This is a genomic window from Agarivorans litoreus, from assembly GCF_019649015.1.
Taxonomy (GTDB): domain Bacteria; phylum Pseudomonadota; class Gammaproteobacteria; order Enterobacterales; family Celerinatantimonadaceae; genus Agarivorans; species Agarivorans litoreus.
The window spans coordinates 1,080,922-1,100,282 of sequence record NZ_BLPI01000001.1 but is presented as its reverse complement, the minus strand read 5'-3'; the positions used below and the strand labels follow the sequence as shown (position 1 = coordinate 1,100,282).

Here is a 19,361-nt window from a genome sequence, read left to right as displayed (position 1 = left end):
ACTATTTACAGTAAGGCTTGGCTTTTTGTTTCTAGCTCTTAGCTATGAGAACCTTGCTATGAGCTATATTGCACCGCATTGGTATGCGGGTCTAAATAGGGTTTTTGTGTTGTTTTACCATTAAAGCTGCTTTGTAAACCGTGCTCCTCAAAAATCTCTTCCAAAGCTTTGTGTTGTTGGGGGGTGGGCTGTTCAAAGCGGAGGTGTAGCTGGGTTTTACCTGTTTCATCCTTGGTTTCATCAATTATTTGACCAGCGATATCAAACTGCTTGTTACTACCTTTGTGCAGATAAGCCAAGTTAAGCACAATTGCTTGCTTACTGTTTAGCTGCATACTGCCCGGCACCATAAGTTTTACGCCACCCATACTAATATCTTTGGTTAGCCCTTGTGCTTGAAGTCGGCCTTGGCTTAGCGAAAAATGCAGGCCGGTTGGCACGCGCGGGTGATGGCGTTTACAGCCCTCATCCTTGGTTTCGGCTTTGAGTGAGGCCTCGATAGAAAAGCGTTGTAATAGGTCGGTGACATTACTCGACACTTTCGCCAATTGTCCCGCAACCAGTGATGAGGTCTCTGACTTATTGTGGCTTTCTTCGATGATTTTCTGCAGCTCCTCTTGGGTTTCCTTCAAAATATCTAGTTGTTGATTTTGTCTGTCAACTTGCTCATCAATGCTCTGTTGCGCTTGCGCCACCAATTGAATTTTATCGGTAACTTGCAAAATGCCTTGCTCGGTTTGCTTTGAGGTTTCGCGGCTTTGTTCAACCTTTTCTGTTACCTCTCCCATGCTGTTTACTACCTGCTGCACACCTTCGGTAAGTTGGGTAATTAGCTTGGCTATTTCATTAGTTGAGCTCCCCGTCCGGGCTGCAAGGCTACGTACTTCGTCGGCCACTACTGCAAAGCCGCGGCCTTGTTCGCCGGCGCGGGCTGCTTCAATGGCAGCATTTAAGGCCAATAGGTTGGTTTGCTCGGAAATGGCGCGAATAGCATCAACAATGCCATATACCTGTTCAGCAGTGTTGCTTAGGTCTTGAATAAAGCTGCTGGCTTTTACTGTTTCTTCTGAGGTGGTGGTCATCATGGTGATGTTTTCACTGACCAGCTTCGAAGCGTTAGTTGATAGCTGGTTACATTGAGTCACCATGGTGAGGGTTTCTGCAGCTATCTCGCTCAGACGTTCTGTAGATTGTTCGAGGGTTTGTGAGTTTTCATACATGTTACTAAAGCGTTGTTGCTCATTGCGGTTTGCCGAGCTAATTTGACTGGACAATTCCGATACTTGGTTTGACGACAAGCTAATGCTGCTAGCGGCCTGCTGAATCTCATTTAATGCTTCTTGTAGCGATTCACGCATTAACTCAATGTGGTGAGCGAGCATGCCTATTTCGTTTTTGCTGATAATTTCGGTCAGTTCGGACGACGATCTTAAGTCACCACGGCTAATTTTACGGCTAATTGCCACCAGTAAGTTAATCGGTTGAGTGGTATCTCTTATCACCAACCATGCCGCTAATGAGGCTAGCAATACCATGATTACTGCGAGGCCAATACTGTTGTTTACTAGGGTATTTAGCTTAAGCTCGGCATAGTCGGCATAGATGAGCACCGCTTTGTTCATGGCTGCCATGCTTTTGTGGTTAATTTCTAAAAAGGCATTGGCATTGGCACCAGAAGGATCGGCTTCTAGCTTGGCAGCGGCGCTAAGTTGCTGCTTCCATAATTGTTCAACTTGGCGGAGCTGTTCAACAAATGGTTGATAACTAGGCTGTGGTAAGTTGATGGTTTTTTTAAGGCCTAAGTCGGCGTAGGTTTGGCCGCCGTTTATTAAAGCATTCAATGACGCTTCGTAAAGCTTTACGGTTTTATCTGCATTGAGAATTGCCGGGAATTGCTGGTCTTGGAGCTTGCTTCGATAAAGTTCTTCTGCCGAGAACTTCTTAGTTAGCATGCGTTGGCGACCAGCAATATTGACAATTTGTGCGTCATCGTGATTCTGTTGTAAAGAGCTTGTCACAAGGATTACTTCACCCATCATTGCTGCTGCTAGCAGTAAAGGAAGAACAAACAGTTTTTTACGAATCGATATAGATTTGAGCATGAACGCTATCCTTGCAAATTAATAACTTACTCAGTATAGAACAACTTGTAAGTGATAATTAATATTACTATTGGTGTATTTTGCTAATGCTCACATTTGCATCTTACTGAAGTGCAGGGATGCTCAAAAATGTTGTTCTTTCATTCAACTTTAGCGAGCTTTAAGCGCAACTTTTGCCATGGGCTGGCTTTGGTAAATACCAGCAAATTGCCAAGTAACACTATTGCTACGCCGCTTAAGCTTACTAATGTCCATTGATAGCCTTCGAAAACGGTTGATAAACCTAGCGCTACTACCGGAAAAAGCACTGTGGCATAGGCGGCTTTTTGCGGGCCTAATTTCCCGACTAATACCAAATAAAAGCTAAAGCCTAAAACCGAGCCAATTATCGCCAGATATATCAAACTACCTAAGTACAGAGGCTCGGTGCTAAAACCAAACTCTAGGCCACTTAATAAGCTCCAAACTAATAGCAGTGCTGCGCCATAAGCCATGCCATAAGCGTTAACAGAGAGTACCGATAAACCTTGTTTTTGTTGTTTGGCCGAAAGCATGTTACCCAGCGAGAAACAGTAGGTCCCTGCTAGCGCCATTACTAGACCAAGCAACTGTTGGCTGGCGGTTTCGCTATGGCTGATATCGGGGTAAAACAACAGAATAATGCCGCTTATTCCCAATATGCCTCCACTGATTAAACGCATGCTGGGTCTTTGACCGTGAAACAGCCAGCTATTGCCCATATTCATAATGGTTGCGATGGAGAATACGATAGAAATTAGCCCACTTGGGATGTACTGGGCGGCATGGTAAAACAACATAAAGTTACAGCTAAACAAACATAAACCTAGCAATAAGCAGCTGCCATGTTGTTTTAAGCTAAGCTTTTGTAAGCGCTTAGTAATAAGCAGAAACAGCACTAATACCAAGGAGGCAAGGGCAAAGCGGTACATGATAGAGTTGGCAATCGGCACGTCGCCAATTTGATAGGCAATGGCTAACCAAGTGGTGCCCCATATAAACACGGTTGCGAAATAAATAAAGCCTATCATTACAGCCTCCTGCTGGTGTCACTAAAAGCGTAGTGTCTCAGGTGGTCGCTAGGAAGTATTTCAGATTATTGCGCGGCCTTAGTTGTTTTTATAGATTATTGCGCTTTTTAAGAAGGTTGCATGTCTTTGGTAAGCTTTAAGCGGTGTTTGCCGCGGCTGGCTTTGGTTTCTAAGTAGTAATGGTTATCTACTTTTCGATATACACCGGTGCTTTGCAGCTCTTTTACTGCAATACCATTTTGCTCTAAAGCGGCTTGTTTTTTGGGGTTATTGCTAAGTAACTTTAATTCCGACACCCCCATTGCTTTAAGCATTTGTGCAGCTTCACTAAAGTCGCGTAAATCATCATCAAAGCCCAATTGATTGTTCGCCGAATAAGTATCTACGCCTTTAATCTGTAATTCATAAGCATCTAGCTTGTTGTACAAACCAATGCCACGGCCTTCTTGGCGCATATATAAAATGATGCCGCCTTGCTCAGCCATTTTTTCGATAGCTTCGTTTAGTTGTTCGCCACAATCACAGCGAGATGAGCCAAATACGTCGCCGGTTAGGCATTCTGAATGGATCCGCACTAAAGGGGTAGTTTGTTGGTTATCGGCATTTTTAAATACCAAAGCAACGTGCTCTTTGTCGCTGTTTAGGTTGGTAAATGAGAGCATTTCAGCAGGAATATCGCTACGTCGGCCCACCTGAAAGGGGACGCGAGTGCGAATACTACTTAGTTTTTCTGCTGATTTCATTTAAGCGCTCCATTACTACAGCTTATGGCGAGGGCGAAGTGTATAAATTCATTATACCAAATGCAAAGCAATTCCTAATCGTAAATAGTTTGCGGTTATGCCTTTATGGTTTAAAAAGCCTCATCTACATTAAAGTAGAAGCCGCTTTCACCATCACCAAAGCCCATGTCTAAGCGCAAGTTCACTCGGCTTTTTACTTCAAAGCGGTAGCCAAAGCCGGCGTTGGGCAGTATTTCTTGGCTGCTAAATTCACCCAATGTAGGCGCTACCGCGCCAGCCCCTAGCCAAAACACTAAGCCGTGCCGTCTGGGTAAGTCCCAGCGATACTCTACTTGGCTCATCATCATTTGTTTGTCACGATATCGGCCTGTGGTATAGCCACGTAGGGCCGATCCACCACCAAGGGTAGACAGCATGTGCCAAGGCACATCACCATAGCTAAAGCGGCTTTTATATTGCCAAGCAAGCACACTATCTCGCGGGCCTAAACGGTAATACTCGCTGTAATTAAAGCTAAGGGTTTGAAAGCTATCGTTGCTACCAATATGCGGGTGGTACCAGCCAGCATCTAGTTGCAATAATCTTCCTTCATAGGGGTTACGTACCACGTCTCGGGTGTCGTAGTTCGCTTGGAGGGTTAGGCCCACAGCACTAGCGCTGGATTCAAGAATGCTGCTATCTACTTCGCTTTGGGCTGGGTCGATCTCGCTGGCTTTCGCGTAGCTAAAGTCAAAGCCTGCGCCAATAAAGGCTGAGTCAGCCACGCGACCAAGTAGCATTGGGCGTAACGACAGTTGCCGATGATTAAAATTAACCCGGTTATTGTCTTGGTGGTTTTGCTGGTATCCCACTCCGTAGAATACATCGGGAGCGTCGGCGATATCAGCATCAACATAAAGGCGCCACTGGTCTTCTTTGAAAAAGCTGCGATTGTCGATGGTCATGCCGATTGAGCCATTAATCGAAGCAAAGCCGTTAATCACCAAAGAAGAGGTTTGGCTTACTTGGTCGTTTTCATCTATTTGGTACAAACCAATGGCCGATACGCCCACACCTAAGGATAGTTCTGGGTTATAAAATGGCCCCGGCAGTACGCTAAAGTCGATGGCTTTACTGCTATCGTAACCGCCGTCGGCGCCTAGCTTTTCTAGAATGTTATCGATAAAGCTGCCATCGGTTTGGCTTTGCTGCTGTTCGGCTAAATCTGTTGAAGCCAAGGCCCCGCCGCTTACAGCGGCAATAAAGTAAACCAGTTTAATCATTTAAGTGCTTACCAATATGGGCTTGTAGCTCTATTTCGTCTTGTAGTTGGTTGTAGTGAGTTATCGCTAAAAACTTACGATTGCTAAAACCGTTTTGCCAAAGGTGCTTAGGCACATGGCTAAAGTTTGCTTGGTACTTGGGGGCGACTTCTAACCATTGTTGGGCAACGCCGCTCATATCGATGCCATGAACAATCGCGGGCAGCGAAAGTGGCATAGGGCTAGGTGTTTTGGCAAACAGCGGCTCAAGCAATGGCCAGCTAAGATCTTGCTGAGCAAGATGCTCCGGCACTAAGTAAGGATGCTGTTCTTTGCCTAAGCGATAATGGCGTTTTAGTAGCATAAACTTACTGGGTAGCGCTTGATTTGAATCCCACCAATGGCCGTCTATGGCATCAAACAGTGCGTTAGTTTGCTGCTTTGATACTGGCTCTAATTGCGCAATAGATGCGCTTAACCATTGGCTCATGTGCTGGTTATAGAGCTCTCTGGTCATACTTAAGTTATTTACCACCAAGGCCAAACCAATTTTTGCGCCTAACATGTTTGAGTAAAGATCTTCTGGTGAATAGGCCGATACTTCTTCAGACCATGGGCGCCAGCTACGGTAGCCATGCCATTGGGCAATTTCGTGTGCTTCGGCCATTGAATAAGCCATTCTCGCTGCTAATTGCGCGGCTAACTCCCAGCGTTGCTGGTGACTTAAATGCTCAACCTTAAAGGCTTTAATGCGAATTTCTCTGGGGCCAATTTCCGCGGGTAGCTCAATGGTAAATGCTTGGCCTAACTGTGGATAAATGCGCTGAAACAAAGCCACTGTGTTGTCGGCAGTATCGCGAACATGGGCTAAATCGATAAAGCCACCACGTAAGGTATAAAGTTGGCCATTGTTTTCGCCGCTGCGGCGACCTTTAGGCTCGCCACGTTGAAAGCTCCAAGTGCCCGCTTCATAAGCGTGTGGGCCGATTTCATCCAGCGATAAGGTATTGGCATAGCGAAAAAAGGGAACTTGTATGCTGCCTACTTTAACCTTATGGGCATTGCCAAAAGCGCAGCAAGGTCTTACGTCTTCAGGCATTCTGGCGAGGCTAAATTGTTGCGGGGTTTGTTGGCTAAGTAGCTGCAAGTCGGGTTGTTCGCTTAGCGCACTTTGCACCGCCTCAACTGTTGGCTGGTTACGGGTTTGCCAATTATTGCTGGAACAGGCACTTAGCAAGCTAGTCACTGCCAATACACTCAATTTCCCGAGTAGCTGGCGGTTGCTTAGTATTTTGTAGATGTTGGATAAAGTCATAGTTCTCATTCAATAAAAAGCACTATTGCTTGGCTAACAGTGTTGGGGTGTTCGTTGCTAATGTTGTGAGGAGCATTAGGGATTACCATCATTGGTGCATTTAAATAGCGTGCCAGCTGTTCGCCTTGGGTTAATTCAAATACCTGATCGTTTTCTCCCCAAATAATTAGGGTTGGCGGCATTTTTCGTGGCTCAACCTTTGGTGTCAGTTGGTCGCGGTACTCGGGCAAAGTTTCAATGAGTTGGCGTTTCTGAGCCTGCCAAAGAGCAAAGTAGCGCTGATAGATTTGCTGATCTATTGCATGGGGCAGCGGTGGAAAATGACTAAATACGCCCTTTAGCAAGTGGCGCATTTGTTGGCGATTTTCGGGTACAAAAATATCGGCTGGCTGCTCTCGCTCAAAACGCTGACTAAGTTCAAGCAGCTCTTGGTCACTAATAAAGGTGCCTGGGCTAGAGAGTATTACCGCTTTTTTAATGCCTGTTTGCTGGGCCATCATGTCATAGGCAACTAAACCCCCATAGGAGATGCCTACCAAGTTAAATTGCTCTACACGCAATTGCGCTAAGAGTTGATTAACCGCTTCACGTTGGGTGCTAATGTTGGCTGCGCCCTCGCTGTAAGAGTCTCCAAACCAGGCTAAGTCTGGGGCGATTACTCGATAGTGCTGGCTTAGCTCTAGCATCACTGGTAGCCAGGTAGTGGTGGCAGTACCACCAAAACCATGCAGTAATACTAAGGGCTCACCTTGACCACCCACCCAGTAACGCAGCTGGCCACCTTCGGCCAAATTGAATTCACTTTCGGTAAATTGCGCCTTTTGCAGTTGCTTGGCATCTAACTGTTCTTTAACCGCTAGGGCCGAACAGCCACTTAAGCTCAATAGTAAAGCCAAGCCAAGCAGCCTGCGCGAAAAAAAACTCACTATGCGCATTAGAAGCGGTAACCCAGACCAAGCATAAAGCTGCTACGGGTGCCAAAGCCGACTTCGAGCAGTGCGTCTACATTGTCGGTGAGTGACACTTGCCCGCCAATCAACCCATTCCATTTTTCTTCTAGGTGTTGGTCTACCACAAATTTACCGCCACTAGGCAGCGGCGGCGGAAGGTTAATTCCAATATCGTTAAGGTTGCCGCTAAAGGTTTGCTCAACGTTTTGGTACATCGCGCCGCCCCAAACTTGAATATCACGCCCGCCTACTTCCCAGCGGTAACCTGCTCGTGGCGTAACTACAATGGTGCTGATTTCTCCGTCTAAAATATCGAGATCGGTATTGGTGTAGTTAACATCAAGCAGAGCAAACCAGTTGCCTATGCCGCCCACTAAAGTGGTACCAGCACCGTAAGTCACGCCGCTGAAATGTAAGCTAAAGTCAAACGGATCACCCACTGGTGTGCCGGCAAGATTTACTTGCACGTTGGCGACACTGCTGCCTTTGGTTTGGCCTAATACACCATACACATTTAAAAAGGGCAGCACCCAAACATCGCCACGCAAAGTAAGAGTTTCTGAGTCTTGAATAGCTTGGCTACCGCTAACGCCTACTAGTTTGTCGATGGCGCTACCTAGGCCAGAGAAGGCCACGCTATCCACAATTAACGGTTGCGACATGCTCATGTAGTTGATGCTAAAGCCATAAGGTTTGGGTAGTTTATGGCCTAAGTCTATGGCTTCTTGTGCCCAAATAGGGAACATAGCTTGGTATTGCTCGCCGTTATTCTCGGACTGTGGCGAGTTTTCTGCAAAGCTAGATGTAGGGAGTAACAGCGTTAGTGCGCTATAACCCAGCAGAAAGTTAGGTAGTTTCATGTACGAGCTTGTCTCAATTTTGCGTAAAAACAACAAAGCAAAGATCGCCAACATCACTCTACTTGCAGGGTAGAGTGTTTACGTCCTTGTGGTTTGGAGGGTAGCGCATTGGAGAGTATTCTTAATACGCGCTACGTAGCCTGAAGTACTCAGGTTCTATGCTTATAAAAGTTGGTGAGATTTTATTAGAGCATCAACTCTAAGGCAAGTAATTGCTGTAATTCATTAACTTGCTTAGCAGGGAATGTTGGTGATATTTTCTATATTTAATGCGCAGCACCATAAGGAGGTGGTATGAGCAATAAACTATCAGACCATCGCTTTATTCAAGGTAGCCATGTATTTGAACGGCTTAATCAAGCACGGGCGGTGTTGCATAATAGCGTTAGCCTTGGCGAGCAGTTAGGCTTTGCTCGTTGGTCTAATCAAGATGACCGCACCTCTTATCATCGCCCAGAGCATCACACCTTAAGTGTCTATCTTGCTGGTGGTTATCGAACTAAGCGGCTGATTGGCTCTAATTTGGTAAGTGGCGGCGCTCCGGGAAAGCTTTGTTTAATGCCTGCTGGGCATGAATCTCGTTGGCAGGTAGATGGCGATTTGGCCTTTGTGCATTTGTATTTTAGCGATAACGATCTAAGCCAAAGTATTGAACAAATTTGGGATAAAAGCGGTACTGGTTTTGACGTGCAAGATCTTACATTTGCAGACGACCTGGCTGTAAGCAGCCTTATTCAGCAGTGGTTACTTAAGCTTAATTGGCAAGACAATGCCGACCGTTTAGCTTTGGATCAACTTAGCCAATTGCTGCTTGGCCATATAAGCAAACACTACCTAACTAAACAGCTAACTGAACCAAGCTTTAGTGGGGGGCTGGCGCCGTTTCAGCTTGCCCGTTGCCAAGAGTTTATAGAGGCGCATTTAGCCGACAAACTTAGCTTGAATCAGTTGGCCCAGTTGGTGGATTTAAGTGACTATCACTTTGCCCGTATGTTTAAACAAAGCAGCGGGTTAAGCCCTCATCAATACCTAAGCCAGCGACGTATCGAGCGGGCTAAAAGCTTATTGCTTACAGGCGAATTAAGTTTGGCAGAAGTGGCTTATCAAACCGGGTTTTCTTCCCAAGCCCATTTTAGTGCCCGCTTTAAGCAACTAACTGGCAACAGCCCAGCCAGCTTTCGAAATAAAAGCTAGCTGGGTTGCTAAATAACCACTGGAAAGTCTTGTTCTGGGTGGCGCATTATCTCGGCTTGGTAATCAAATACATGCTTAATGTTGGCTTGATTTAGTACTTTTTCTGGCGTTCCGTCACTGCAAATTTCACCGTCTTTTAACAGCAAAATGCGCTGGCAGTAACGAGAGGCAAGGTTTAAGTCGTGCACCACGCTAATGACTGTAGCGCCTTGCTGGCTAAGCTTTTCTGCGTGTTCCATTAGCACTTGCTGGTGGCTTAAGTCCAGGGCGCTGGTGGGTTCATCTAACAATAGAATTTGCTGTTCGATGGGCGTGGTAGCTAGCTGAGCTGTCACTCGTGCGTAATGCACGCGTTGTTTTTCACCGCCAGAAAGCTGCGGGTAGGGGGTATCTTTGTAGTGCCAAATATCCATCAACTCAAGCTGTTGCTTAATAATCTTTTGCTGATCTTGATAACTTAAGCGGCTGTTAATTAAGCCCAAACCAACCACTTCGCTCACGCTAAAGGCAAAACTTAGTTCCGAGCTTTGCGGCAACACGGCTAAATGGCGACTTAACTGGGGTTTATCCCATTCGCTGCGCGGCTTAGCTAAAATGTGGATGTTGCCGGCTTGTTGTTGGCGATCTCCACAAATAAGTTTTAGTAGCGAGCTCTTACCAGCCCCGTTCGCACCTAATAATGCGGTGTGTTGGCCAGCAGCAAAGCTTAATGAAAGTTGCCTAAAAAGTTGCTTATTGCCTAGCGAAAAATCTAAGCCTTGCAGTTGAATACTGTTTGATAAAGACGACATAGAAACCCTAAGCAATTCGCTGGCGCTGTTGTAACAGCAAGAAGATGAAAAACGGTGCGCCAACCAAAGCTGTAACAATGCCTACAGGCAGCTCGGCAGGGCTTATCACTAAGCGAGAAAGCAAATCCGCTAGTAACAATAAGGCTGCGCCCAATAATGCGCTGTAGGGAATTAAGCGTTGATGATTAGGCCCTAGCAGCATGCGAATTAAGTGGGGAACTACCAAGCCCACAAAACCAATTAAACCTGATACCGATACAGCGATACCAACACCTAAAGCAGTAAAGAAAATTAATTGGCTTTTAAGCTTTTGAACTTGAATACCCAAGTGGCCCGCTTCGGCTTCGCCTAACAGCAAAGCATTTAAGGCTTGGGCTTTGCGCATAAATACCACTAGCAAAATAGCTAAAGTGACAAAGGCTAATACTATGTTGCTCCAGGTGGCGCCGGCTAAGGAACCCATTTGCCACAAGCTTAAATCACGTAGCATTTGGTCATTGGCTAAATAGCTTAATAAGCCAATGCCTGCGCCAGATAATGCGCCTACAGCAATGCCGGCTAATAGCATCATTACTACCGACGTACCGTTAGGTGTGGTACCTAAACGATATACCAATACCGTTGTTACAAAGCCGCCAATAAAGGCAAACAGTGGCACCGCTAAAGCGCTAATAAATTCAGGCAGCTGCCAGTTCACCAAGCCCAGCAATACAATCGCAATGGCTGCACCTGCTGCACTACCGCTAGACACCCCAATAATGCCGGGGTCGGCTAAGGGGTTACGAAATAGCCCTTGCATTACCGCGCCACACATTGCCAATATTGCGCCAACCGCAATACATAATAGGGTGCGGGGTAAACGAATGCCGGTAACCACTAATTGATAATGCGCCGGTGCGTCGCTTTCGAAGTTAAAGGGCAGCAAGGCACTTAGGGCATCACTTACCGGAATACTCATTGGCCCTTGGGTGACCGACAACAGCGCGGTGGCTAACAATATCAGCAAAGCCAAGGGCAGTAGCCATCCTGAAAACAATGCATTGGGCTTAGCCGAATGCTGAGAAAATAGAGACATTAATACAACCTAGTAATTACAATGGCGAAGGTTTAAGCCTTCGCCAGCAAGGGGTTAACGATTTACTGCAAGCGTTGGCTTAGGCGCACCGCTTCATCTATGCTTGCCAAGCCTAAGCCACCAATAAGTGCATGTCCATCAATCGCATAAATTGCCTTGGTTTTTCCAGCAGGGGTCGCAGCTAATACCGGAAAACTGCTTAACACACCTTGTACACCACCTAATTTGTCTAAGCTGCGTTGGCTAAACAACAAGAGCTCTGGCTGCATAGAAAGTATCGCTTCATCTGATAGCGGTTTGTAGCTGTTTAAATGTGGTTTGGCGAGGTTTACCGCACCTGCTAGCTCCATAATACTATTGGCAGTTGTATCGCGGCCCGCAGTGAGTAGCTTTTTCGCATCGTGGCTCATAAAAAACAGAGTATTCATTGGCTTGGCCGATTGTGAATATTCGTCTAGCTGCGTTAGCTGTTGTTTTAGCTTTTGATGCAACTCCGTGGCTTTGGCTGGGTGACCTAGCAGTGTAGCTAAGGCATCAATCCGCTGCTCTAGGCTGGCAACCGTAGACTGGCTGTTTAATCGGTGGATCTGAACGCCAGCTTGCTGCAGCTGATTAAGACTGCTATCGGGGCCCATTTCATCACTGCCAATTACTGCGTCGGGCGCAAGAGCTAACAAACCTTCGGCGCTAAGTTGGCGATGGTAGCCCACTACTGGCAGCGAAAGGTTACTGGGTAACTGGCTGGTAGAATCTACCGCAACCATCTGTTGCTCAGCATCTAAGGCAATGATGATTTCAGTGATGTTGGCGCCAGCGCTTACTACGCGTTTTAGTGGTTCAGCTTGCAGCGCTGTGCTGGCAATAAGGCTTAGCCCTAAACAGGCAGAAAACAGCGGGGGGAGATGGCGCTTAATCATTGTTCTTATCCATGAGTATTTGGGTGGTTTTAATATCTAGCTGTTGCAACAGCTCTAACATTTTTAATAGGTGTTCAACGGGCACTTGGCGCTCGCTAGCTAAGCTCACGCTGGGATCGCTTTGCTGTTTAGTTTGTTGTTTTATGGCTTGTTCAAAGTCGGCAAACGTTTGATAACGCTGCTCATCCAAACCCCAAATAGGATTATCCTGAAACAAACTAAGCTGCAGCTCGGCAGGTTCGCTGGCTACGCTGCTTTGCTCTTGGCTGGTGCTGGGTAAATCCATATCCATTTGGTAAACCCGGCTATTGGCAGTGAGCAGCAAAAACACCAATACAATAAAAATAATATCGAGTAGGGCGGTTAAGTCGGGCACCATGCTAAAGCTATTGTGCTGTTGTTCGATGCGGATCATGCTGGCGCGTGCTCTAACTCTTTCGTCTTCGCTTCTGGCTGAAATGCCGCTAAAGTACGAGCGTCATCGGCAAGAGTGTTCACCCCTTCAATCATTAGATTTGCTTGGTTAATAGTGGTTTCTAATTCATGAATAATCCGGTCTTTCCAAAGGCTTAAACCATGAGCAAAAGCCAGTGCTGGCACTGTAACTAATAGGCCTGCAGCTGTGGTATACATGGCCGTGCCTAAACCTTGCGATAACATGGCAGGGTTAACGGCTTGCTCGCTTACTGCTAGCGCATCAAACATTTCAATTAAGCCCAGCACCGTGCCCAGCAAGCCCAACAAAGGGCTAATTAAAGCCAGTATGTGTAAGGCTTTTAAACCTCTAGCCAGTTTTTGTTGCTGCTGGCGCAGCCATACTGCGGCGATTTCTTCACGTAGGTTCTTAGCTTGATCTTTATGTACTAATAACAAGCAAATAGCTTTGCGCGCCAAACTGCGAGATTGCGAAAAACACTGCTTTTGATTTTTGCAGGGGGCTTTTTTACTGGTAAGTAAATGGGTGGCAAGTTTAAGCCAGTTACGTTGGTGAATAGCAATGTGAGTAAAGGCTAAACTGGCTATGCGCTCAATGATGATGGCGCAGGCCAATACCGAGCAAAGTACAATTGGCCAGCGTAAATCGCCCAATTGCTCCGACGTTAAAATGTTGCTTAGCGCACCAAGCTGTTCAGAAGATATTATTTGCATAAACTTAACTCAAATTGAAACGAATAGGGATAAGCGCGCGCGAAGCTTGAGCTTGGCCATCTACAATTAGGCCCTTAAACTGCCAGCGCTTCACTGCCTTTAATGCCGCCTTGTCCAAGCTTTTTACGCCCGAACTACTGTTTATTTCACGTTTGGTTTGTCGACCTGTAGGGTCTAACCAAACCTCTACCATCACTGTGCCTTCTAAACCGCGTTTCTTAGCCACCCGTGGATATACTGGCGCAGTAGGCGGCCTCGCAAAGCGAGGCTGGGTATTAATGCGCGGCAACTTAGACAAACCTTGCTCGGTTTGCGCCTGACTATTTACTTGGCTAGCACTTGCTTGAGCAGTGTTTAGTTCTTCAACAGGCTCGCGCTTAAGATCAGGCTTTGCTGCGGGTTTAAGGGGTTCTGTAGGCGTCTTTTTAACTTGCTCCGGCTGCGGCGGTTTATGCTGGGCAAGTTGATTTTGCTCTCTAGGTTTCTGTTTTTCACTCGGTGTGTCCTTTACTACAGGTTTTACTTCCGCTGTTTTTTGCTCAACTGGGCGAGGTGTAGGCTTGTTTGTTAGCGCTTTTGGGCTTGCCTGTTCTGGTTTTGCCAAGGGCTTAACTGGTGGCGGAGTCTCAGCGGGCAAGGCCTCTTCTGAAGGGGTTTCAGCTTGTTCTGTTGCCACCACCGAGGTATTTATTGCCACAACACTTAAACTCGGCGCTGCCGTTTGGCCGCCACTACTTTGTGTCATCTCTTTGATGTTGGGCTGCATATACATAAAGTAGCCATGTATAGCCGCTGAAATTAGCACGGCCAAACTAAGCTTCCCCATCTTTTACCCTTACACAATTAACTCGACATTGGGCCTAGGATACTGGCAAATAAAAAATAAGTAAATACAAATGATAATGATTTGCATTTGATTTGTTGCTAGGGTAAGGTGGCAAACAGTTAAGCAGTTTGGCCTATTGTCCAAACAAGCTGCTAATAGCAAGCAAGATAGGAGAGTTAAATGGCCTTAACGCCAGCCGAAGTAGTAGAGCAGCACAGCGAATTAAGTGTGGCTCAATTGGCAGAAAAAGCGCAATGCAGCGAAGCAGAAATTGTCCAAGCTCTGCCGGAAGAATGGGCCTGTTGGTTACCTAATGAGCAGCTGCAATGGCTAATGTACGATCTCCCTAGTTGGGGACCAATGACCACCATTATTCAAGTGGCTGGTTCAGTATTTGAAATAAAAGATAACTTTCCTTGTGGTAAACCAGGCCACGGTTATTACAATTTAATGGATAAGCAAAGCCATTTACATGGCCATTTAAAGCTAGACAACATTGCTAGCATTGCCTTAATTAGTAAGCCCTTGCGCGGCACCCAAAGTTACTGTTTTCAGTTCTTTGATGATAATGGCAGCACTATATTTAAGATTTATTTAGGGCGAGATCGCAAACGCGTATTGTTGCCAGAACAAGTAGAACGCTTTGAATTGCTAAAGCAAAACATGGCACTAACGGAACTAGAGAACCAACAGTAATGATTGATAAAAAAGCACGCTTGGCATCGCGCCTAGGCCCCGAAATAGCAGAGTTTGTCGCTAGCAAGCAGAGTATTTTGATTGCCTCGCTGGGGGAAGATGAATTCCCACATAGCTCGTACTCGCCATTTATTTGTTACCAAGGGGCGTTTTACATTTTAATTAGCGATATTTCCAAGCATGCCGGTTACTTGCGCGCTCACAACAAAGCCGCCGTAATGTTAATTGACGACGAAGCCGATGCTAAGCAAATTTATGCCCGTAAACGCTTGAGTTACGACGTTATTGCCAAGCAAGTAGACGACGAACCGCGTGAGCAAGTGATTGATTTACTCGAACAGCGCCACGGCGAAATTGTTGGCAACTTACGCCAACTAGCCGACTTTAGCCTGTTTGCTTTAGAACCGATTAAAGGACGTTATGTAAAAGGATTTGGTCAAGCCTTTGATATTAAAGGCTTAGACGATGTCGATTTTGTGCACTTGAAGGAAGGGCATAAAAAGCGGGCTTAATTGCCCGTGGGTTTTACACCCGTTGGGGCTTAGCTGCCCTTGTACGTAAGTACTCTCTCCACACTCAGCGAAAGCTGAAACCTTGGGTCTTATTAGACTGTAGCTGCACTAGTATTGGTGCAGCTTTTTTTATGCCTTGATGTTTGAGTCACCCAAGCTAGACATATTTAGTATTAACGCCTGCCATAAGGTGTGCCCCGCTGAACTTGCAAAGTACACTGAACTCCATACCAAAACCACCGAGTGTAATGCATCACCTTGATGGCTTTGTTATGAATCATTTTCTTTCGATATACTCAAAAATATTTGCCCAATTCTATCTGCGTAGTTTTTGACAACTTCCATTAAAACAATATGATCAAGTGTTGGTTTTGATTTTAATAGAATACATGTAACCTGCATTAGGCTAAGAGCTGTTGCATGAGCTGGGTCTGTCATTCCAGAGTTACTCTGCCCAACAACTAAAATATCGTCGTTACACTCAGCCAATGCAAGGCGATTTCTCATTCCTTTTGAGCCCGCATGTATGTTTTGACTTGCCCATTTGTAATAAGGACGCATATGGTCAAGACCAACATCTTTTTCAATTGTTGCAAAACCCACTGTTCTTGGATTTCTATCGGGAAAAACGTGCGCAGCCCAACCGTAATGGAACGCAAATGACTTACCATAGCGTTTAATTAAGCGGTCATATTCTTGTTTGCACTCCTCTATGTCCTCAGTCGGCGGAGCTTTAGCTTGGAGCCGATTCTCATACTTTTTATGTTCTTTCATACCATCGTATGAGTCTATTACATCGTGGAAGTAGAACCTTTCTGCACATTCATACCCATGTTTATCTAGAAACATTGCTGTAGCGTTTACTTCATGCAAAGCACGCCATCGTGAATGAGCAGCATCAGGAAAGCCATTCTTAAGTAAGCAAAGTATTTCGTTAGAAATATGACACGCTCTCGCATGGTGACGGACTAGCAAATCAAATAATAAATCGTTGTTTTCGGCAGCTTCTGCCCTATAGGATGAATTAATATTTTCACCTGCTTCAGTACAAGCAACAATATGAGATTCTAATAAATCAAACCCAGCTTTCCAGCGAGAGACATTATTATTAGCAAACTCAGAAAAACCGTGTTGTCGTTCTTGGAGCATTTCTGCTGATGATTTATTAAGAGATTTCTCAAGTATTTCGACAAGCTCTGGAGTAATGTTAGCAATTAGCTCTTCGACATCAATTTCTGAACTCTGATTTGGGTTATCTTCAATTTTTTTATTGAGCATCCCAATGAATTCTTTGTGGAATGTATCCATTACTGCCTCTGATTCATAACAACTTATTAATAGGAAAAATGCCTTGTTTAAACACGGGATTTTTCCTCTTATCATACATTTGTTAAAACACAGACTATCACCTTTCCTAAGCTACATCAGCCACCTAGCTCGAAAAATAACAAAAACATCAGCACAAAAGAATGCAAGCCTTTGTGGAAAGAAGGAATCACAATTTGAATGTATATAACGACAGTGCTTTGTCCACAAAACTAGAAAAATTTAAGGGTACATAAGTTTGTTAAGAGTAATTTTGAGTGTGCCGTAACATGCAATGGGGCAAAACCATTCCTTACATCCGATAGCCAAGACTGTGTTTTTCAATCCCATCATCTTCGCCGAGTAGCGTAAATGAACAAGGGAGCAGAGTTGAAGTCTGTTTGAGCGCAGCGAGTTACTTCAACTCCCTTGTGAATGCGCAACGAAGGGTTTAAGAAGATGCAGGGCGAGTTTTCTTTTTGCTTCGTTTTTCTTTGCTCGTCAAAGAAAAATGACGTCGCCGCAGGCGAAAGCCTTTACTCTATAGCTAACACATAAAGGGGACAAAACATTTCACACACTCGATAGCCAAGATTGTGCTTTTCAATCCCATCATCTTCGCCGAGTAGCGTAAATGAATAAGGGAGCAGAGTTGAAGTCTGTTTGAGCGTAGCGAGTTACTTCAACTCCCTTGTGAATGCGCAACGGAGGATCTAAGAAGATGCAAGGCGAGTTTTCTATTTGCTTAGCTAAGCTTTTACTCTATAGCTTATACATAAAGGGGCAAAAACCAGTTAGGTATCAGAGATCCACTTCTGCGTTACTACTGATGGATACAATTGCATATTACAAGCTCTTTTTAACTGCGAAGTTTTGCCAGCTAATCAAACAGTAACTGGCTTGGCAGTATGGCCGATTTTGCTTTTAAGCTATCATGCCAAAGTACAAACCAAGTCACTCCACCTAAGGAATCAAGATGATCTTTACTACTACCGAATCAATAGCCGGAAAACCTACTCACGAAGTATTAGGTGTGGTGACTGGCAGTGTGGTGCAGTCTAAGCATATTGGGCGCGACATTATGGCGGGCTTTAAAAGCATTGTTGGTGGGGAAATTCGAGGTTACACCGAGATGCTAAGCGAAGCGCGTGATGTGGCGATTCAACGCATGGTTGAGAGCGCCAAAAACAAGGGTGCTGACGCGGTGGTAGGGATCCGTTTTACTACCAGCGCAATTATGGACGGTTCTTCAGAAATTATGGTGTTTGGCACTGCCGTTAAGTTAAGTTTGTAATGAGCTAAGCCTCAGATTGATTTGGGGAACTGTACAGTAAAAAAATATATCCGCTAAGGTGGAGTGATTAGGGAGGAGAGCGCTTAGTGCAGCACTTTTAGTCTATGGCTACTGCGCTATCAGCTCTAAAGATCAATAATCCCTAGTAAGGTGTCCTAAATTGGATAACTTTTAGTTGAAGTCTCGCCAAGAAAACAAAGATGTTTAGTTACATGTTGTTGCTTGGCAATGCTGCTCAGGCATAAGCAAAAAATATTAGTAGAGCTTGCCTTGCTTAGTAAGCGGTTATCTTAAGTGCAGGGTTTTAGAAATAAGGAGAAAGAATGTCGAATACCAAGCAATTGTCTTTGTTTGTTGATGTTGTGCAGCAAGGCTCATTTGCTAAAGCTGCTGCCTTGCACAATATGGATAATTCTTTGCTCTCTAAGCAGATTAAAAAGTTCGAAACTGAACTTGGCGTGCAGCTACTTAATCGTTCTACCCGTTCTTTTTCCTTAACTCCAGCGGGTGAAGAGATTTTCGATAAAGCCTTGCAGTTGTTAGATACCTTGGGCGACATTCAGATTATTGCCGATTCTTACCAACTGGAGCCTAAGGGCACCTTAAGAATTGTCGCGCCAAAAAATTTTTTGGCCAGCAATACTTACAATCGGTGGTCTCGCAGTTTATGAAGCAATACCCACAGGTAAAAATTAGCATGGTATTGGAAGATCGCCGCTCAGACATTATTGCCGACCATTATGATTTAGCATTTCGCATTGGTAAGTTAAATGCGTCTAACTTGATTGCAAAAAAGTTAGCAAACACTCACTTTGCTTTGGTTGCTTCTAAAAGCTTTGTTGAGCAGCACGGTATGCCCGAAACACCAGAGCAATTATTGGCGTTACCCGCAGTTGTGTATAGCAATGGCGAGCGGGTGCTTGATCATATAAAGCTGGGCGAAACCCCGCATGGTGAACCCAACCAAAGCTATCGCATGCAAGGAAATTATAAAGTGAGTGATGTACGAGCCTTGATGGGCGCGGTGTGTGATGGTTTAGGCTACAGCATGATTGACTTGTTTAATCTTGAGGCATCCACCGAAACCTTAGGTTTAGTGCCACTGCTTACCAACTACCAAATTTCAACCATGGATACTGGTATCTATGCGGTGTATCCGCACCGTAAGCAAACGGTGTTAGTGAAAGAGTTTATTGGTGCGGTGCAGCAATATATTGGTACTCCACCATTTTGGCTTGAGCACTTGCCCAACTATCAACAGCTATATAGATAAGCCAAACTATCTCGTCGGAAACACTAAGCTAGATTAGGTATTGGATTGCAGAGTTATGGTCACTTATTT

Annotated in this window: 20 protein-coding genes; 6 read left to right on the top strand and 14 right to left on the bottom strand. The window is 45.2% G+C overall.

What is annotated here, in order from left to right; all coding sequences use genetic code 11:
* Positions 1 to 56 precede the first annotated feature (56 nt).
* The 7 genes from K5L93_RS05085 to K5L93_RS05055 all read right to left on the bottom strand — a co-directional run bounded on the left by K5L93_RS05085 (position 57) and on the right by K5L93_RS05055 (position 8,314).
* Entirely contained in the window at positions 57 to 2,102 is a 2,046-nt protein-coding gene (locus tag K5L93_RS05085) for a methyl-accepting chemotaxis protein (protein ID WP_220718751.1), read from the bottom strand.
* A 140-nt stretch (positions 2,103 to 2,242) separates the two neighbouring features.
* Positions 2,243 to 3,151, bottom strand: coding sequence for a DMT family transporter (locus K5L93_RS05080; RefSeq protein WP_220718750.1), 909 nt, complete (start codon positions 3,149 to 3,151; stop codon positions 2,243 to 2,245).
* A gap of 107 nt (positions 3,152 to 3,258) precedes the next feature.
* Positions 3,259 to 3,894: a GTP cyclohydrolase II gene (locus K5L93_RS05075; protein ID WP_220718749.1), complete on the bottom strand. Its 636-nt coding sequence runs from the start codon at positions 3,892 to 3,894 to the stop codon at positions 3,259 to 3,261.
* Positions 3,895 to 4,004: 110 nt separating this feature from the next.
* A complete protein-coding gene (locus K5L93_RS05070) occupies positions 4,005 to 5,156 on the bottom strand; it encodes a BamA/TamA family outer membrane protein (RefSeq protein WP_220718748.1) in 1,152 nt (383 codons plus the stop codon).
* Complete coding sequence (locus K5L93_RS05065) at positions 5,149 to 6,450, bottom strand: DUF4056 domain-containing protein (protein ID WP_220718747.1); 1,302 nt, start codon at positions 6,448 to 6,450, stop codon at positions 5,149 to 5,151. The genes K5L93_RS05070 and K5L93_RS05065 overlap by 8 nt, the downstream gene beginning before the upstream one ends.
* 5 nt (positions 6,451 to 6,455) lie before the next feature.
* Complete coding sequence (locus tag K5L93_RS05060) at positions 6,456 to 7,346, bottom strand: alpha/beta fold hydrolase (RefSeq protein ID WP_246614992.1); 891 nt, start codon at positions 7,344 to 7,346, stop codon at positions 6,456 to 6,458.
* Between the two features lie 38 nt (positions 7,347 to 7,384).
* Positions 7,385 to 8,314 (bottom strand): virulence protein, encoded by a 930-nt coding sequence (locus K5L93_RS05055; RefSeq protein WP_246614991.1) that lies wholly within the window; start codon positions 8,312 to 8,314, stop codon positions 7,385 to 7,387.
* Between the two features lie 240 nt (positions 8,315 to 8,554).
* On the opposite strand from K5L93_RS05055, the gene K5L93_RS05050 reads away from it, so the two are divergent.
* Entirely contained in the window at positions 8,555 to 9,454 is a 900-nt protein-coding gene (locus tag K5L93_RS05050) for a helix-turn-helix domain-containing protein (RefSeq protein ID WP_220718745.1), read from the top strand.
* 8 nt (positions 9,455 to 9,462) lie between these two features.
* On the opposite strand, the gene K5L93_RS05045 is transcribed toward K5L93_RS05050, so the two are convergent.
* From K5L93_RS05045 to K5L93_RS05020, 6 genes are all read right to left on the bottom strand, one after another.
* A complete protein-coding gene (locus K5L93_RS05045; protein ID WP_220718744.1) occupies positions 9,463 to 10,245 on the bottom strand; it encodes a heme ABC transporter ATP-binding protein in 783 nt (260 codons plus the stop codon).
* Between the two features lie 7 nt (positions 10,246 to 10,252).
* Positions 10,253 to 11,320, bottom strand: coding sequence for a FecCD family ABC transporter permease (locus K5L93_RS05040; protein ID WP_220718743.1), 1,068 nt, complete (start codon positions 11,318 to 11,320; stop codon positions 10,253 to 10,255).
* Between the two features lie 62 nt (positions 11,321 to 11,382).
* On the bottom strand, positions 11,383 to 12,237 hold the full coding sequence (locus tag K5L93_RS05035; RefSeq protein ID WP_220718742.1) for a heme/hemin ABC transporter substrate-binding protein: 855 nt from the start codon (positions 12,235 to 12,237) through the stop codon (positions 11,383 to 11,385).
* Positions 12,230 to 12,652 carry an ExbD/TolR family protein gene (locus tag K5L93_RS05030; protein WP_220718741.1) on the bottom strand — a complete coding sequence of 141 codons (423 nt, stop codon included), beginning with the start codon at positions 12,650 to 12,652 and terminating at the stop codon, positions 12,230 to 12,232. The genes K5L93_RS05035 and K5L93_RS05030 overlap by 8 nt, the downstream gene beginning before the upstream one ends.
* Complete coding sequence (locus tag K5L93_RS05025) at positions 12,649 to 13,386, bottom strand: MotA/TolQ/ExbB proton channel family protein (RefSeq protein WP_016402993.1); 738 nt, start codon at positions 13,384 to 13,386, stop codon at positions 12,649 to 12,651. The genes K5L93_RS05030 and K5L93_RS05025 overlap by 4 nt, the downstream gene beginning before the upstream one ends.
* Positions 13,387 to 13,390: 4 nt before the next feature.
* On the bottom strand, positions 13,391 to 14,212 hold the full coding sequence (locus K5L93_RS05020; protein ID WP_220718740.1) for an energy transducer TonB: 822 nt from the start codon (positions 14,210 to 14,212) through the stop codon (positions 13,391 to 13,393).
* Positions 14,213 to 14,392: 180 nt separating this feature from the next.
* On the opposite strand from K5L93_RS05020, the gene hutX reads away from it, so the two are divergent.
* Positions 14,393 to 14,908, top strand: a complete 516-nt coding sequence (hutX, locus tag K5L93_RS05015) for a heme utilization cystosolic carrier protein HutX (RefSeq protein WP_220718739.1) — start codon at positions 14,393 to 14,395, stop codon at positions 14,906 to 14,908.
* Positions 14,908 to 15,420 carry a pyridoxamine 5'-phosphate oxidase family protein gene (locus tag K5L93_RS05010; RefSeq protein ID WP_220718738.1) on the top strand — a complete coding sequence of 171 codons (513 nt, stop codon included), beginning with the start codon at positions 14,908 to 14,910 and terminating at the stop codon, positions 15,418 to 15,420. Before hutX ends, K5L93_RS05010 begins: the two co-directional genes overlap by 1 nt.
* A 270-nt stretch (positions 15,421 to 15,690) precedes the next feature.
* On the opposite strand, the gene K5L93_RS05005 is transcribed toward K5L93_RS05010, so the two are convergent.
* Positions 15,691 to 16,728 (bottom strand): DUF5677 domain-containing protein, encoded by a 1,038-nt coding sequence (locus tag K5L93_RS05005; protein WP_220718737.1) that lies wholly within the window; start codon positions 16,726 to 16,728, stop codon positions 15,691 to 15,693.
* A gap of 973 nt (positions 16,729 to 17,701) precedes the next feature.
* On the opposite strand from K5L93_RS05005, the gene K5L93_RS05000 reads away from it, so the two are divergent.
* The 3 genes from K5L93_RS05000 (at position 17,702) to K5L93_RS20050 (ending at position 19,292) form a co-directional block, all read left to right on the top strand.
* Entirely contained in the window at positions 17,702 to 18,019 is a 318-nt protein-coding gene (locus tag K5L93_RS05000) for a heavy metal-binding domain-containing protein (protein ID WP_220718736.1), read from the top strand.
* Positions 18,020 to 18,342: 323 nt separating this feature from the next.
* Positions 18,343 to 18,690, top strand: coding sequence for a LysR family transcriptional regulator (locus K5L93_RS20055; protein ID WP_246614990.1), 348 nt, complete (start codon positions 18,343 to 18,345; stop codon positions 18,688 to 18,690).
* On the top strand, positions 18,687 to 19,292 hold the full coding sequence (locus tag K5L93_RS20050) for a substrate binding domain-containing protein (RefSeq protein ID WP_246614989.1): 606 nt from the start codon (positions 18,687 to 18,689) through the stop codon (positions 19,290 to 19,292). The genes K5L93_RS20055 and K5L93_RS20050 overlap by 4 nt, the downstream gene beginning before the upstream one ends.
* Positions 19,293 to 19,361: the final 69 nt, after the last annotated feature.